A 14,287-nucleotide genomic window follows, 5' to 3' on the forward strand; every position below is an offset into this window, starting at 1 on the left:
CGGTGCGGGGCCTGACGGGCTGTACGTCGGGGCGGTGAGAAACGTCACCACCAGCCGACCGTCCTCGCCGGAGCCGCGAACGGCCTGGAGCCGCGCCCCGCCTGACGAGAGCCGCGAACGGCCTGACGGGAGCCGCGCCCCGCCTGACGAGAGCCGCGAACGGCCTGACGGGAGCCGCGCCCCGGTCGGCGGGCGCGCGGCTCCTCACGTGGGCCGGGGGTGACTCACCCCCAGGTGATCAGTTTCTTCGGCTGCTCCAGGATCGCCGCCACGTCCGCCAGCACCTTGGAGCCCAGTTCGCCGTCGACCAGGCGGTGGTCGAAGCTGAGCGCCAGTGTGGTGACCTGACGCGGCTTCACCTTGCCCTTGTGCACCCACGGCTGGAGCTTGATCGCGCCGACCGCGAGGATCGCGGACTCGCCGGGGTTCAGGATCGGCGTGCCGGTGTCGACGCCGAAGACGCCGACGTTGGTGATGGTGACCGTGCCGCCCTGCATGGCCGTCGGGGAGGTCTTCCCCTCGCGGGCCGTCGCCACCAGCTCGCCCAGCGCCTCCGCCAGTTGCGGCAGCGTCTTGTCGTGGGCGTCCTTGATGTTCGGCACGATCAGACCGCGTGGGGTCGCGGCCGCGATGCCCAGGTTCACATAGTGCTTGCGCACGATCTCCTGGTTGGCCTCGTCCCAGGACGCGTTGATGTCCGGGTTGCGCTTGATGGCGACCAGCAGGGCCTTGGCGACCAGCAGGAGCGGGTTGACCCGCAGGCCCTGCAGGTCCTTGTCCTGCTTGAGTTCCTCGACGAGCTTCAGCGTGCGCGTGACGTCGACCGTCACGAACTCCGTGACGTGCGGCGCCGTGAACGCCGATCCCACCATCGCCTGCGCGGTCGCCTTGCGTACCCCCTTGACCGGGATACGGGTCTCGCGCGCCGTGTCGTACGTGACCACCGGGGCCGGCGCCGCGACGGGGGCCGGCGCGGGGGCCGCCGCCGGAACGGGCTGCGGTGCCGTCGGCTGGGGGGCGGGCGCCTGCGCGGGGGCCGCCGCCGCGTGGACGTCCTCGCGCGTGATGATGCCGTCCGGGCCGGACGGGACCACCGTCGCGAGGTCCACGCCCAGGTCCTTGGCCAGCTTGCGCACGGGCGGCTTGGCGAGCGGGCGGGGTTTCTCCACGGCGGCGGGCGGTGTGGGGTGGGCCGCCGTCCCGTGCCCGTTCAGCTCCGCCTGGACGGCCGCGGCAGCCGCCGCGTCCCGACCTGGCGTCTCCGCGGTCTTGCGCGGCCGGCGCTTGGTGGAGGAGGCGGCCACGCCGTATCCGACGAGGACCGGCTGGCGGCCGGAGCCCTCCGCCTTCGGCTCCGCGGTCTGCTGCTCCGCGGCCGGGGCGGGAGCCGGTGCCGATTGCGCCGCGGGCGCAGGCGTCGGCGCCTCGGCGGGTGCGGCGCCGCCCGTCACGTCCACCGCGATGATCGCGGTGCCCACGTCCACCGTGGTGCCCTCGGGGAAATGCAGCTCGCGGACCACACCGTCGTAGGGGATGGGCAGTTCGACGGCGGCCTTGGCCGTCTCGACCTCGCACACCACCTGGCCGTCCGTCACCGTGTCCCCGGGCTGGACGTACCACTTGAGGATCTCGGCCTCGGTGAGCCCCTCGCCCACGTCCGGCATCTTGAACTCGCGTACGGACGCTTCCGTCATCGTCGTCACGACCCTCTCCTCAGTACGCCAGGGCACGGTCGACGGCGTCGAGTACCCGGTCCAGGCCCGGCAGGTACTCCTCCTCGAGACGCGCCGGCGGGTACGGGGCGTGGTAGCCGCCGACCCGGAGCACCGGGGCCTCCAGGTGGTAGAAGCAGCGCTCCGTGATCCGGGCGGCGATCTCCGCGCCCGAGCCGAAGAACACCGGCGCCTCGTGGACGACGACCAGACGGCGGGTCTTCTCCACGGAGGCCTGGATGGAGTCGAAGTCGAGCGGGGAGACCGAGCGCAGGTCGAGGACCTCGAGGTTCCTGCCCTCCTCGGCGGCCGCGGCGGCGACCTCCTGGCAGAGCTTCACCATCGGGCCGTAGGCGACGAGGGTCAGGTCGGTGCCCTCGCGGACGACCTGGGCCTTGTGCAGGGGGCCGGGGATGGCCTCGGCGTTGACCTCGCCCTTGTCCCAGTAGCGCCGCTTGGGCTCGAAGAAGATCACCGGGTCGTCGCTCTGGATGGCCTGCTGCATCATCCAGTAGGCGTCGCCGGCGTTCGACGGGGAGACGATCTTCAGGCCCGACACGTGCGCGAAGAGCGCCTCGGGGGACTCGGAGTGGTGCTCGACGGCGCCGATGCCGCCGCCGTAGGGGATGCGGACGACGACGGGGAGCTTGACCTTGCCCAGGGAGCGGGCGTGCATCTTCGCGAGCTGGGTGACGATCTGGTCGTAGGCCGGGAAGACGAAGCCGTCGAACTGGATCTCCACCACCGGACGGTAGCCGCGCAGGGCGAGGCCGATCGCGGTGCCCACGATGCCGGACTCGGCGAGCGGGGTGTCGATGACGCGGGACTCGCCGAAGTCCTTCTGCAGGCCGTCCGTCACCCGGAACACGCCGCCGAGCTTGCCGACGTCCTCGCCCATGACGAGGACCTTGGGGTCGGATTCCAGGGCGCGGCGCAGCGACTCGTTGATCGCCTTGGCCAGCGCCATCGTCTTGATCGTCTCGGCCATCTCAGTTACCCCCGTCCGAGTCCGCGAACGACGCCTGGTAGGCGGCGAACTGGGCCCGCTCCTCGTCGACGAGCGCATGCCCGTCCGCGTACACGTTCTCGAAGATGGCGAAGTGGTCCGGGTCCGGCATGGCACGGACCGCTTCGCGCACTCGCCTGCCCAACGCCTCGCTCTCGGCCTCGAGTTCCGCGAAGAATCCCTCGTCCGTGTGGTTTGAGGCCTCCAGGTGGCGGCGAAGGCGCAGGATCGGGTCCTTCGCCTCCCAGGCCAGGCGCTCGTCGTCGTGCCGGTAGCGGGTGGGGTCGTCGGAGGTGGTGTGGGCGCCCATGCGGTACGTGTACGCCTCGACGAGGGTCGGCCCCTCGCCCCTGCGGGCCCGCTCCAGGGCCCACTTGGTGACCGCGAGGCAGGCCAGGACGTCGTTGCCGTCGACGCGGACGCCCGGGAAGCCGTAGCCCTGGGCGCGCTGGTACAGCGGGACGCGGGTCTGCTTCTCGGTGGGCTCGGAGATCGCCCACTGGTTGTTCTGGCAGAAGAACACGACCGGCGCGTTGTAGACGGCGGAGAAGGTGAACGATTCGGCCACGTCGCCCTGGCTGGAGGCGCCGTCGCCGAAGTAGGCGATGACGGCGCTGTCCGTGCCGTCCTTGGCGACGCCCATCGCGTAGCCCGTGGCGTGCAGGGTCTGGGAGCCGATGACGATCGTGTAGAGGTGGAAGTTGTTGCTGTTGGGGTCCCAGCCGCCGTTGTTGACGCCGCGGAACATGCCCAGCAGGTTGGTCGGGTCGACGCCGCGGCACCAGGCGACGCCGTGCTCGCGGTAGGTCGGGAAGACGTAGTCGTCGTCGCGCAGGGCGCGGCCGGAGCCGGTCTGGGCGGCCTCCTGGCCGAGCAGCGAGGCCCACAGGCCGAGCTCGCCCTGGCGCTGCAGGGAGGTGGCCTCGGCGTCGAAGCGGCGGGTGAGCACCATGTCGCGGTACAGGCCGCGCAGCTCCTCGGGGGTGACGCCGGCGACGTACGGGTCGTACTCGGCGTTCTTGACGCGCTTGCCCTCGGGCGTCAGCAGCTGCACGAGCTGGGGCTCGGTGCCCTTCTTGGCGGCGGCGCGGGTGGTGCGGGTGGCGCTTGCGGCGCGTTTGGTGCCGGTGGCCTTGGCCGCCGCGGCGCGGGTGGTGCCGGCCGCCGCCTCGGTGCCGGTGGCGCCGGCCTTGCTTCCGGCGCTGCGTCGCGGCTTGCGCGCGGCAGTGCTCTCCACGGTCACGTGTGCTCCTCCGTCGGTCCGGCCCCCGGGGTTGCCGGGAACCAGTGCGGCTCACCTGTTTCCGACACCCGTGCACGGGGTGGGTGTCACTCGGCCGGAACAGGCGTGACAGGTGCCCCGGCGAGCGCCCTGCAAGCCTCACGTTACCCAGTACGCCACATTTCTGTGAAACCCCTCTGACCTGCGTTTTTGCTTGGATTTCCAAGTAAATCGGCAAAGTCGGGAAGCACCCTGGTCACAGCCTTGCAGGAGGCCGGAGCAACGGCACGTTATCCCGCGCACCCAGGTCACGGGAAGAGTTTGTGTCGCAGACCGATTCCTTGCACGGAGACGGAAATAGCAGTGTTTTTCTCCTGGACGGCCACGCGGTCGTCCGGCGTGGCGTGAACCGCTCCCGACGGCGGACGGCATCGAAGCGGTCCACAGGGCGACCGTCGCGGACCACTTGTGACGCCTGGTGACGTGCTGTGACAACGCCCAGCTCACAGGCGTGTCCCGTGCCCTAGCATCGGGCGCGTGCCGCGCTCTTGTGTACCACCCGTCGTGCCCCACGCGCCCCCTCTGGGCGCCCTCCTCCGCCGGTACGCCGCCGGCTCCCCGCTCGCCTGCGAACCCGTCGACCAGGGGCTGCTGAACCGCGGCTACCGGCTGCGCACGACCCGCGGCCGCTACTTCCTCAAGCACCATTTCGACCCGGACACCGCCGACCCGGCCTCGATCGTGCGCCAGCACCGGGCCACCCAGCGTCTGGCCGACCTGGGCGTCCCCGTGGCGCCTCCGCTGGCCGGCCGCGACGGGCGCACGGTCGCCGTCGTCGGCGGCCACGTCTACGCCCTGCACCCCTGGATCGACGGCCGCCACCGTCATGGCGCCCAGCTCACCCCCGACGAGTGCGCCCGTCTGGGGGCGCTGCTGGGGGTCGTCCATGCGAGCCTGGAGCGCGTGATGCCGGTGCACGCGCGAACGCGCGCCACCCCCACCGAGAGCCCCGCGCCCGACGACACCTTCGCCCTGATCGACGACCTCCTCGCGCGCGTGCGCCGGCACCGCCCCGCCGACTCCTTCGACGAGCTGGCCCGCCACCGGCTGCTGGAGCGGCGGACCCTGCTGGAACGGCACGCGGACCGCCGGCCCCCGCACGGCGGCCCGGTCGGCTGGGTGCACGGTGACTTCCACCCGTTCAACGTGCTCTACCGCGGCGACGCCCCCGCCGCCATCGTCGACTGGGACCGGCTCGGCGTGCAGCCCCGCGCGGAGGAGGCCGTGCGCGCCGCCGCGATCTTCTTCGTCCGTCCCGACGGCACCCTCGACCTGCCCAGGGCCCGGGCGTATGCGCGCGCGTACCGGCGCACGGCCGGGGCCACGCCCTTGGAACTGGCGGCAGCCGTACACCGCGTGTGGTGGGAGCGTCTCAACGACTTCTGGATGCTGCGCTGGCACTACGAGCGCGGCGACACCCGCGCCGACTCGCAGTTCCCGGCCGCGTCGGCCCTCGCCGTGTGGTGGACCCGGGAGTACGGCGCTGTGTGCGACGCCTTCGCGGACTGACGGGGCGCCCGGAACGGACCGGAGAGGCCCGGAAAACGGCGCACGCGCGCGTGAAGCCCCCTCAGGGGTCCACGCGCGCGTGCGCCGTGCCGTGCGGGCGGGTCAGCCGCCCCCGCCGTCATTGCCGCTGGTGACTCCCTCGATGGTGCCCTGCGAGGAACCACCGCCCTCGGTCGTGCCGCCGTCCGTGGTGCCCGGGTCGGTCGTCACGGGGTCGCTCGGCTCCTCCGTCGCCGGGTCGCTCGTCTCCGGGTCGCTCGGCTCGTCCGACGGCTCGCTGCTGTAGCTGGGCGACGACGAGTACGACGGCGGGGACGACGGCTGCCAGTTGGAACCGGAGTCTCCCGAGCCGCCGCTGCCGTCCGAGGTGTCCTGCGTGGGCTCGTCGCTCGGCGATTCGCTCGGGGCCGGACTGGTTGCGTCCTGCGAGGCGGACTGCGTGGCGCTCGGCGACTCAGAGGTCTTGGATCCGCCGCCGCTCGAACCGGTGTTGTTCAGCGCCAGGGCGACGCCCGCGGCGATGGCGATGACCGCGAGCACGGCGAGCACCCACAGCTTGCCGCGGCCGTTGCCCTTGTTGCCGTGCCCCTCGAAGCCGCCGTCGTCGCCGCCTCCGTAACCGGTGGGGAGGATCGGCTGGGGGATCTGGGAGGTGCTGGAGCCGTCGGCGCCCTGCGGCAGCACGGCCGTGCCGGCGAAGGCCGCGGCGGCTCCGGCGCCGGACGGGGCGTCGACCGGCCCGGTGTTCCAGGTGCCGGTGTGGCCGCCCTGGTCGTACAGCATCTGCAGGGCGTACTGGACCAGGCCGCGCATCTCCTCCGCGGTCTGGAAGCGGTCGTCGGGCTCCTTGGCGAGGGAACGCATGACGAGGCCGTCGAGTTCCGGCGGGCACGCGCCGTCCGAGGTCTGCGACGGCGGCACCGGGATGTCCTGGACGTGCTGGTAGACCACCGACAGCGGCGTCTCACCGGTGAACGGCGGACGCAGCGCGAGCAGTTCGTACAGCAGACAGCCCGTCGCGTACAGGTCGGAGCGGTGGTCGACGGCCTTGCCGAGGGCCTGTTCCGGCGAAAGGTACTGCGGGGTGCCCATGACCATGCCGGTCTGCGTCATCGTGGTCGACGCGCCGTGCAGGGCGCGGGCGATGCCGAAGTCCATCACCTTCACGGCGCCGTTGTTGGTGATGATGACGTTCGCCGGCTTGATGTCGCGGTGCACGATGCCGTGCTGGTGCGAGTACGCCAGCGCCTCCAGCACACCGGAGACGATGATCAGCGCCTGCTCGGGGCCCGGCGCCTCCGCGTTGAGCAGCAGATCGCGGATCGTCCGCCCCTCGACCAGCTCCATGACGATGTACGGCACGCTCTGGCCGCCCACGAAGTCCTCGCCGGAGTCGTACACGGCGACGATCGCGTGGTGGTTGAGGCCGGCCACCGACTGGGCCTCGCGCGTGAAGCGCGCCTTGGACACCGGGTCCTCGGCGAGATCGGCGCGCAGCAGCTTGACGGCGACCGTGCGTCCGAGGCGCACGTCCTCGGCGGCGAACACCTCCGCCATGCCGCCCCGGCCGAGTCTCCGGGTCAGCCGGTACCGGCCGTCCCCGACAAGCCCGCCGTTACCCCACATCTCCGGCGCATCTGACATACCGCCGCCAGTCGCCTCGGGGTCGGACGGGCCCTGAGCGCGCTGCTGTGCCATCAGTCCTCGCCGTCGTTTCTGCCCGCGGTGCGCGCGGTGTTGTTACGGTCTCCGTCGGCCACGCTACAGCCTCCGCGCAAGCCGCCGGTCCGGGACGACCCCGGGTACCGGTCGGAGACGGACCGGCCATCAAACCCGCACTCCGTACCGGCGCGCAAATTCTGTGTACCGGCCGTAGGGCACCTGTAACGCTTCCGCGACGCTTCTTTCGCGTACGGTCACGGAACGGGCACCGAGCTTGACGTGTCAGTGGCCTGGGGCAGACTTGGCCGGGAATAGCACTTTCGATCAGTGGCGAGCCACGGCAAGCGACAGGTGCCTGAGGGCTTTACGGGGGACGCAGAAGATGAGCCAGGACGGCGCACAGGGCCGGTTCGCGGGGCGGGCGCTCGCCGGCGGCCGCTATCAGCTGCGCGACTTGCTCGGCCAGGGCGGTATGGCCTCGGTGCACCTCGCCTACGACTCCGTCCTCGACCGCCAGGTCGCCATCAAGACACTCCACACCGAACTCGGCCGCGAGCAGGCCTTCCGCGAGCGCTTCCGCCGCGAGGCCCAGGCCGTGGCCAAGCTCACGCACACCAACATCGTCTCCGTCTTCGACACCGGCGAGGACGATGTGGACGGCATGACGACGCCGTACATCGTCATGGAGTACATCGAGGGCCGTCCGCTGGGCTCGGTGCTCGACGAGGACGTGCGGCAGCAGGGCGCGATGCCCGCCGACAAGGCGCTGAAGGTCACCGCGGACGTGCTGGCGGCGCTGGAGATCAGCCACGAGATGGGGCTGGTCCACCGCGACATCAAGCCCGGCAACGTGATGATGACCAAGCGTGGCGTCGTCAAGGTGATGGACTTCGGCATCGCGCGCGCGATGCAGTCCGGCGTCACCTCGATGACGCAGACCGGCATGGTCGTCGGAACCCCGCAGTACCTCTCGCCCGAACAGGCGCTGGGCCGTGGCGTGGACGCCCGCTCCGACCTGTACTCGGTCGGCATCATGCTGTTCCAACTGGTCACCGGGCGGCTGCCGTTCGACGCGGACTCGCCGTTGGCGATCGCGTACGCGCACGTGCAGGAGGAGCCGGTGGCTCCGTCCTCCATCAACCGCGCGCTGCCGCCGGCCGTGGACGCGCTCGTCGCCCGCGCGCTGAAGAAGAACCCGAACGAGCGCTTCCCCACCGCCGTCGCCATGCGCGACGAGTGCCTGCGCGTCGCGGCCTCCTTCCAGGCCGCCCCGCCGAGCATCGTTCCCGGCGTCCCGACGTCGAGCGGCGCGGGCGTCGGCTCCGCGGTCTTCCCGCCGGTCGGCCAGACCACCCCGGCGCCCCAGCCCAACGTCCAGACGCCCTACCAGCCGGCCCCGAACAACCCGTACGGCACCCCGGCGCCCTCGACGCCCGCCCCGTCCTACGGCTATCCGCAGCAGGGCGGCTACCAGACGCCCGCTCCGGCGTACGGCCACCAGCAGGCGCCGCACACCCCGCCCGCGTACCACCTCACCCCGCAGGCCTCGACGGCCGTGTCCTCCGGCGGCGGGCGCAGGAGCAACAAGCCGGTGATCATCGGCTCGACGATCGTGGCCGTGGTGACCGTCGGCGCCCTCTTCGGGTCCCTCATCGCCAACAGCGGCAGCGAGGAGGCGGGCGGCGCCACCGGCGGGCCCAGCCCCTCGGCGTCGGTCACGAAGGCGGCCGGCTACCGCGGTCCGGACACGTCCAAGACGATCGACTCGACCGAGTGCTCGGAACCGCACGAGTCGTACAACGACCCCGACAAGATCCGGATTCCGAACTTCAAGTTCAAGTACATCCAGTCGGTCAAGGCCTGCCTCCAGGCCGCCGGCTGGACGATGAAGATCAAGGACTACGACGAGAACACGTACGGCGAGGGCGCGGTCATGGACCAGTTCCCCTCCGCGGGGACGGACGTCGACCCCGAGGACATGCCCGAGATCGAGCTCAGCGTGTCGACGGGCAACCCGCCGTCCTGACACACCGGCATGGAAAAAGGCCCGGCGTCGGTCGCCGGGCCTTTTTCCTGAGGTCTGACCGGTCCCTTTGTTCCTGAGGTCTGACCGGGCCTGTCCTTCTTGAGGTCTAGAGGTACGGTCCGCCCGAACGGCCCCCCGCGCGCGGGTCGTCGGTGCCCTCGTGGCCGCCCACGCCCGGCGGCAACGCGCGGCGCATCTGCTCCAACTGGGCCCGTGCCGCCATCTGCTGGGCGAACAAAGTGGTCTGGATGCCGTGGAAGAGACCTTCCAGCCAGCCGACCAACTGGGCCTGCGCGATGCGCAGTTCCGCGTCGCTGGGGGTCGTGTCGTCGTTGAACGGCAGGGAGAGCCGCTCCAGTTCCTCGACGAGCTCCGGCGCCAGGCCGTCCTCCAGCTCCTTCACCGAGCTCGCGTGGATCTCCTTGAGCCGGGCCCGGCTCGCCTCGTCCAGAGGAGCCGCGCGCACCTCCTCCAGCAACTGCTTGATCATGCTGCCGATGCGCATGACCTTCGCGGGCTGCTCGACCTGTTCCGTCACAGGGATCTCACGGGAGTCCTCGTCCGCGTCGATGCCGCCGAGTGCCATGCCGTCCTGGCCCACGACCAGGATTTTCTGGGCGTTCTCCGGCGACCTTTCGTTCCTCGGCATCTCCATGCCGCCATTCTCTCGCACCCCTACACCTCATCACCGTGGTGCCCCCTGTGCAGGGTGATCCACCGTTTCCGTTCGGCGGAGTCCGTAATGCGGTGAAAGTCAGGAAATGCCAGGCTTGTGGCTACTTTTCGTGGCAACTCGACACCGGGAGGGGGTCACGGGCGTGACTCCATGGCGGCGGGGGTTGTGGGGGGCGGGGCTCGGCCTGACGGTGGCGGCCGGGCTGCCGTACGGGGGTGTTCCGTCGTACGCGACCGTATCGACGTACGCCGCCGTCCCGTCGTACGCGAGCGTGTCGTCGTACGCCGCCGTATCGACGTCCTCTTCTCCCTCCGCCTCCCCGACCGGCTCCGACCGGGCCGGGAGCCGGGCCGGGGAGGGGCGGGCGCGGCCGGGGCGGAGCAGTGACGTGTCCGCCGGACCGGAGGACGAGGAGGAGGACGGCGAGGAGGAGCTCGGCGACGAGCCGGCCGAGGACCCTGTCGAGGACCCGGCCCGTCAGGGCGAGCCGCCTCGTGAGGACGGGCTCGTCCCCTCCGCGTCACCCCAGGCCGAGGCCGTCGAGGAGCAGCCCGCCGGGCACGTACTGCGGATCCTGCCCCTCGGCAGCGGCCTGATCCTCATCGGCGTCGGCCTCGGCCTCGCCTTCCTGGGCCTGCGCCTGCGGCGCGACTAGGGACGACGGCATCTCCTCGGTCAGGGCGTGGTCAGCAGCACCTTGCCGATGTGGCCGCTCTCCTCGACGACCCGGTGGGCGGCGGGCGCGTCGCTCATCGGGAGTGCGCGGTCGACGACGGGGCGGACGTGACCGGCGGCGATCAGGGGCCAGACGTGCTCGCGCACGGCCGAGACGATCGCCGCCTTCTCGCCGAGCGGGCGGGCCCGCAGCGTGGTCGCGCTGATCGCGGCGCGCTTGCTCAGAAGCGCGCCGATGTTCAGCTCGCCCTTCACGCCGCCCTGCATACCGATGATCGCGAGGCGCCCGTTGACGGCGAGGCTCCGGATGTTGCGCTCCAGGTACTTGGCGCCCATGTTGTCGAGGATGACGTCGGCGCCGGCGCCGTCCGTCGCCTTCTTGATCTCTTCGACGAAGTCCTGCTCGCGATAGTTGACCAGGATGTCCGCGCCCAGTTCGGCGCACCGCCGCAGCTTCTCCTCGGTGCCCGCGGTGACGGCGACCTTCGCGCCGACGGCCTTGGCCAGCTGGATCGCCATCGTGCCGATGCCGCTGGAACCGCCGTGCACGAGCAGCGTCTCGCCGGGACGCAGGTGGGAGATCATGAAGACGTTCGACCAGACCGTGCAGGTCACCTCGGGGAGTGCGGCGGCCCGCTCGAGGTCGATCCCCTCGGGTACGGGCAGCAGCTGCCCCGCCGGGACGGCGACCTTCTCCGCGTATCCGCCGCCCGTGAGCAGCGCGCACACCTCGTCACCGACGGACCAGCCGGCCACGCCCGGGCCGAGCGCGGCGATCCGGCCCGAGCACTCCAGGCCGGGGTAGGGGGACGCACCGGGCGGCGGGTTGTAGAAGCCCTGACGCTGCAGGACGTCGGCACGGTTGACGGCACTGGCCACCACCTCGACCAGGACCTCGCCCTCACCGGCTACGGGATCGGGGACCTCGTCCCACACCAGCGCCTCGGGACCACCAGGTTCGGGAATCGTGATCGCATGCATGAGGGGGACGCTACTCCTGCGGTCCGGCCGGAACTCCGGCGTCCCCGGTCGGAGTTTCCCGGTTCCTCGGGCGCGGCCGCGTCGGTTCTCGGACCGACCCACGCGGAAATCTTCGTGCGGGACCGATGAGTCCGCGCGACGGCGGAGGTCTGCCCCTGCGTAATCCACCCGCGCGGAAGGACACCCCACCATGAGCCAGCACACCGCCGGCCTGGCCATCGAGACAGCGGGTCTGGTGAAGGCGTTCGGCGAGACCAGGGCAGTGGACGGCGTGAACCTCGCCGTGCCGGCCGGCACGGTCTACGGCGTCCTCGGACCCAACGGCGCCGGCAAGACCACCACCGTCAAGATGCTCGCCACCCTCCTCAGGCCCGACGGCGGCGAGGCCCACGTCTTCGGCCACGACGTCGTCCGCGAGGCCGACGAGGTGCGCGGCCGGGTCAGCCTCACCGGCCAGTACGCGTCGGTGGACGAGGACCTCACCGGCACCGAGAACCTGGTGCTGCTGGGCCGGCTCCTCGGGTACGGCAAGAAAGCCGCACGGGAACGGTCGGCACAGCTGCTGGAGGCGTTCGGGCTCACGGACGCGGCCGGGAAGCAGGTCAAGCACTACTCGGGCGGTATGCGGCGCCGCATCGACATCGCCGCGTCCATCCTGAGCACGCCCGACCTGCTCTTCCTCGACGAGCCGACGACCGGTCTCGACCCGCGCAGCCGCAACCAGGTGTGGGACATCGTGCGGGCGGTGGTCGCGCAGGGCACCACGGTGCTGCTGACCACGCAGTACCTGGACGAGGCCGACCAGCTGGCCTCCCGGATCGCCGTGATCGACCACGGCAAGGTGATCGCCGAGGGCACGAAGGGCGAGCTGAAGGCGTCCGTGGGCGCCGGTTCCATCCATCTGCGCCTGCGGGACGCGCAGCGGCGACCGGAGGCGGCGGAGGTGCTGCGGCGGGTGCTGGACGCGCGCGTCCAGCCCGAACCGGACCCCGTGGCGCTCACCGCCCGGCTGGCGACGGCGGCCGGTGACACGGCCGCCGAGCAGGCCGCACGGGCCCTCGGCGAGCTGGCCCGCGCCGGGATCACCGTCGACAACTTCTCGCTGGGCCAGCCCAGCCTGGACGAGGTGTTCCTCGCCCTCACCGGACACGACACCCACGACAGCGCCGACGACGCGGAGAACGAGGTGGCGGCATGAGCACCGCGACGACCAACGAGGCCCAGGAACTCGCCCCCGTCAGCGCCGACTCGCTCGCCGCGCTGCTCGTCGCCAGGGAGCGCCCGCCGCGCCCCGGCGCATGGTCGGCCTGCCTCACCTTCGGCTGGCGGGCGATCCTCAAGATCAAGCACGTACCGGAGCAGCTCTTCGACGTCACCGCCTTCCCGATCATGATGGTGGTGATGTACACGTACCTCTTCGGGGGCGCCCTGGCCGGGTCGCCGAAGGAGTACATCCAGTTCCTGCTGCCGGGCATCCTCGTGATGTCGGTCGTGATGATCACGATGTACACGGGTGTCTCGGTGAACGCCGACATCGAGAAGGGCGTGTTCGACCGCTTTCGCTCGCTGCCGATCTGGCGGCCGTCGACGATGGTCGGCTACCTCCTCGGCGACGCCCTGCGCTACACCATCGCGTCCGTCGTGATGCTCACCGTCGGCATGATCCTCGGCTACCGCCCGGACGGCGGAGTCGGCGGCGTGGTCGCCGGGATCGCCCTGCTGATCGTCTTCTCGTTCGCGTTCTCGTGGATCTGGACGATGTTCGGGCTGCTGTTGCGCACCGAGAAGTCGGTGATGGGCGTCAGCATGATGGTGATCTTCCCGCTGACCTTCCTGTCCAACGTGTTCGTGGACCCGAAGACCATGCCGGGCTGGCTGCAGGCGTTCGTCAACAACAGCCCGGTCACGCATCTGTCGTCGGCGGTGCGCGGGCTGATGGCGGGCGACTGGCCGACGGCCGAGATCGCCTGGTCACTGGGGTGGGCGGGGCTGTTCGTCCTGGTCTTCGGGCCGGTGACGATGCGGCTCTACAACCGCAAGTAGGGCCCGCTCACAGGCGGGGCACCGTCGGCGGCTCCGGCGGTACCCGCACGATGGTGACCAGACGGTCCGTCAACTCCAGGACGCCGATGGCCGGGTCGTCGTAGGCGAGCACCCGGTGGCCGCGTACGACGCTCACCACCAGGTCGTCCGTCTCGCGCGGGGTGCGCCCCGCCTCGGCCTTCGTGACCGGGCGTTCGACGAGGTCCAGTCCGCTGCCCTGGTGCATGAGGTCCTCCATGACCCGGCCGGCCGAGGGGCTGAGCACCGACAGACCGAGGAGCCGTCCGGCCGCTCCGGCGCTGGTGATGACCTCGTCGGCGCCGGACTGCTTCAGCAGCGGCGCGTTCTCCTCCTCCCGCACCGCGGCCACGATCTTCGCTCGGGGATTGAGCTGGCGGGCGGTCAGGACGACGAGAACGGAGGTGTCGTCTCGTTCCGTCGCGATGATGATCTTTCCTGCCCGCTGCACCTCCGCCCGCCGCAGCACATCGCTGCGCGTCGCGTCGCCGACCACGCCCTCGTAGCCCTCGGCGGTCGCCGCGGCGATCATCTTCGCTCCGGGGTCGACCACGACGACCTGCTCCTTGCGCAGCCCCGAGGCGCAGGCGGTCCGGATCGCGGACCGTCCCTTCGTGCCGAAGCCGACGACAACGGTGTGGTCACGCAAGGGGACCTCCGGGATGCTGGGCGAAACTTCGGTGCGGGGCAGGTGTTG

11 protein-coding genes and 1 pseudogene are annotated in these 14,287 nt (G+C 71.2%); 5 read left to right on the forward strand and 7 right to left on the reverse strand.

Annotated features, from left to right (window positions below; translation table 11 throughout):
* Positions 1–224: 224 nt before the first annotated feature.
* From ACPT94_RS13655 to pdhA, 3 genes are read right to left on the reverse strand one after another with little or no spacing between them, the layout of a single operon-like run.
* Entirely contained in the window at positions 225–1,703 is a 1,479-nt protein-coding gene (locus tag ACPT94_RS13655; protein WP_360349545.1) for a dihydrolipoamide acetyltransferase family protein, read from the reverse strand.
* A 10-nt stretch (positions 1,704–1,713) separates the two neighbouring features.
* Positions 1,714–2,700, reverse strand: a complete 987-nt coding sequence (locus ACPT94_RS13660; protein WP_360349542.1) for an alpha-ketoacid dehydrogenase subunit beta — start codon at positions 2,698–2,700, stop codon at positions 1,714–1,716.
* 1 nt (position 2,701) lies between these two features.
* Positions 2,702–3,961 carry a pyruvate dehydrogenase (acetyl-transferring) E1 component subunit alpha gene (gene pdhA, locus ACPT94_RS13665; RefSeq protein WP_360349539.1) on the reverse strand — a complete coding sequence of 420 codons (1,260 nt, stop codon included), beginning with the start codon at positions 3,959–3,961 and terminating at the stop codon, positions 2,702–2,704.
* Between the two features lie 543 nt (positions 3,962–4,504).
* On the opposite strand from pdhA, the gene ACPT94_RS13670 reads away from it, so the two are divergent.
* Positions 4,505–5,509 (forward strand): phosphotransferase, encoded by a 1,005-nt coding sequence (locus ACPT94_RS13670; RefSeq protein ID WP_425246009.1) that lies wholly within the window; start codon positions 4,505–4,507, stop codon positions 5,507–5,509.
* A gap of 102 nt (positions 5,510–5,611) precedes the next feature.
* On the opposite strand, the gene ACPT94_RS13675 is transcribed toward ACPT94_RS13670, so the two are convergent.
* A complete protein-coding gene (locus ACPT94_RS13675) occupies positions 5,612–7,210 on the reverse strand; it encodes a protein kinase domain-containing protein (RefSeq protein WP_425246010.1) in 1,599 nt (532 codons plus the stop codon).
* 343 nt (positions 7,211–7,553) lie between these two features.
* Between ACPT94_RS13675 and ACPT94_RS13680 the strand changes: the two genes are divergently transcribed.
* On the forward strand, positions 7,554–9,197 hold the full coding sequence (locus ACPT94_RS13680; protein WP_425245928.1) for a protein kinase domain-containing protein: 1,644 nt from the start codon (positions 7,554–7,556) through the stop codon (positions 9,195–9,197).
* 106 nt (positions 9,198–9,303) lie between these two features.
* On the opposite strand, the gene ACPT94_RS13685 is transcribed toward ACPT94_RS13680, so the two are convergent.
* On the reverse strand, positions 9,304–9,852 hold the full coding sequence (locus tag ACPT94_RS13685) for a bacterial proteasome activator family protein (protein WP_360349530.1): 549 nt from the start codon (positions 9,850–9,852) through the stop codon (positions 9,304–9,306).
* 163 nt (positions 9,853–10,015) lie between these two features.
* Here ACPT94_RS13685 and ACPT94_RS13690 point away from each other — a divergent pair, with 163 nt between their 5' ends.
* Complete coding sequence (locus ACPT94_RS13690) at positions 10,016–10,528, forward strand: hypothetical protein (protein ID WP_425245929.1); 513 nt, start codon at positions 10,016–10,018, stop codon at positions 10,526–10,528.
* 20 nt (positions 10,529–10,548) lie between these two features.
* Here ACPT94_RS13690 and ACPT94_RS13695 read toward each other — a convergent pair whose 3' ends face one another.
* A complete protein-coding gene (locus ACPT94_RS13695) occupies positions 10,549–11,529 on the reverse strand; it encodes an NAD(P)H-quinone oxidoreductase (protein ID WP_425245930.1) in 981 nt (326 codons plus the stop codon).
* A gap of 190 nt (positions 11,530–11,719) precedes the next feature.
* Between ACPT94_RS13695 and ACPT94_RS13700 the strand changes: the two genes are divergently transcribed.
* Both ACPT94_RS13700 and ACPT94_RS13705 read left to right on the forward strand, forming a co-directional pair.
* Positions 11,720–12,727, forward strand: coding sequence for an ATP-binding cassette domain-containing protein (locus ACPT94_RS13700; protein ID WP_360349521.1), 1,008 nt, complete (start codon positions 11,720–11,722; stop codon positions 12,725–12,727).
* A complete protein-coding gene (locus ACPT94_RS13705; protein ID WP_425245931.1) occupies positions 12,724–13,572 on the forward strand; it encodes an ABC transporter permease in 849 nt (282 codons plus the stop codon). The genes ACPT94_RS13700 and ACPT94_RS13705 overlap by 4 nt, the downstream gene beginning before the upstream one ends.
* A 7-nt stretch (positions 13,573–13,579) precedes the next feature.
* Here the strand turns inward: ACPT94_RS13705 and ACPT94_RS13710 are convergent.
* Positions 13,580–14,239, reverse strand: a pseudogene (locus ACPT94_RS13710) (potassium channel family protein); the annotation flags it as partial.
* Positions 14,240–14,287: the final 48 nt, after the last annotated feature.

Source organism: Streptomyces aurantiaciflavus, from assembly GCF_049808595.1.
Taxonomy (GTDB): Bacteria; Actinomycetota; Actinomycetes; order Streptomycetales; family Streptomycetaceae; genus Streptomyces.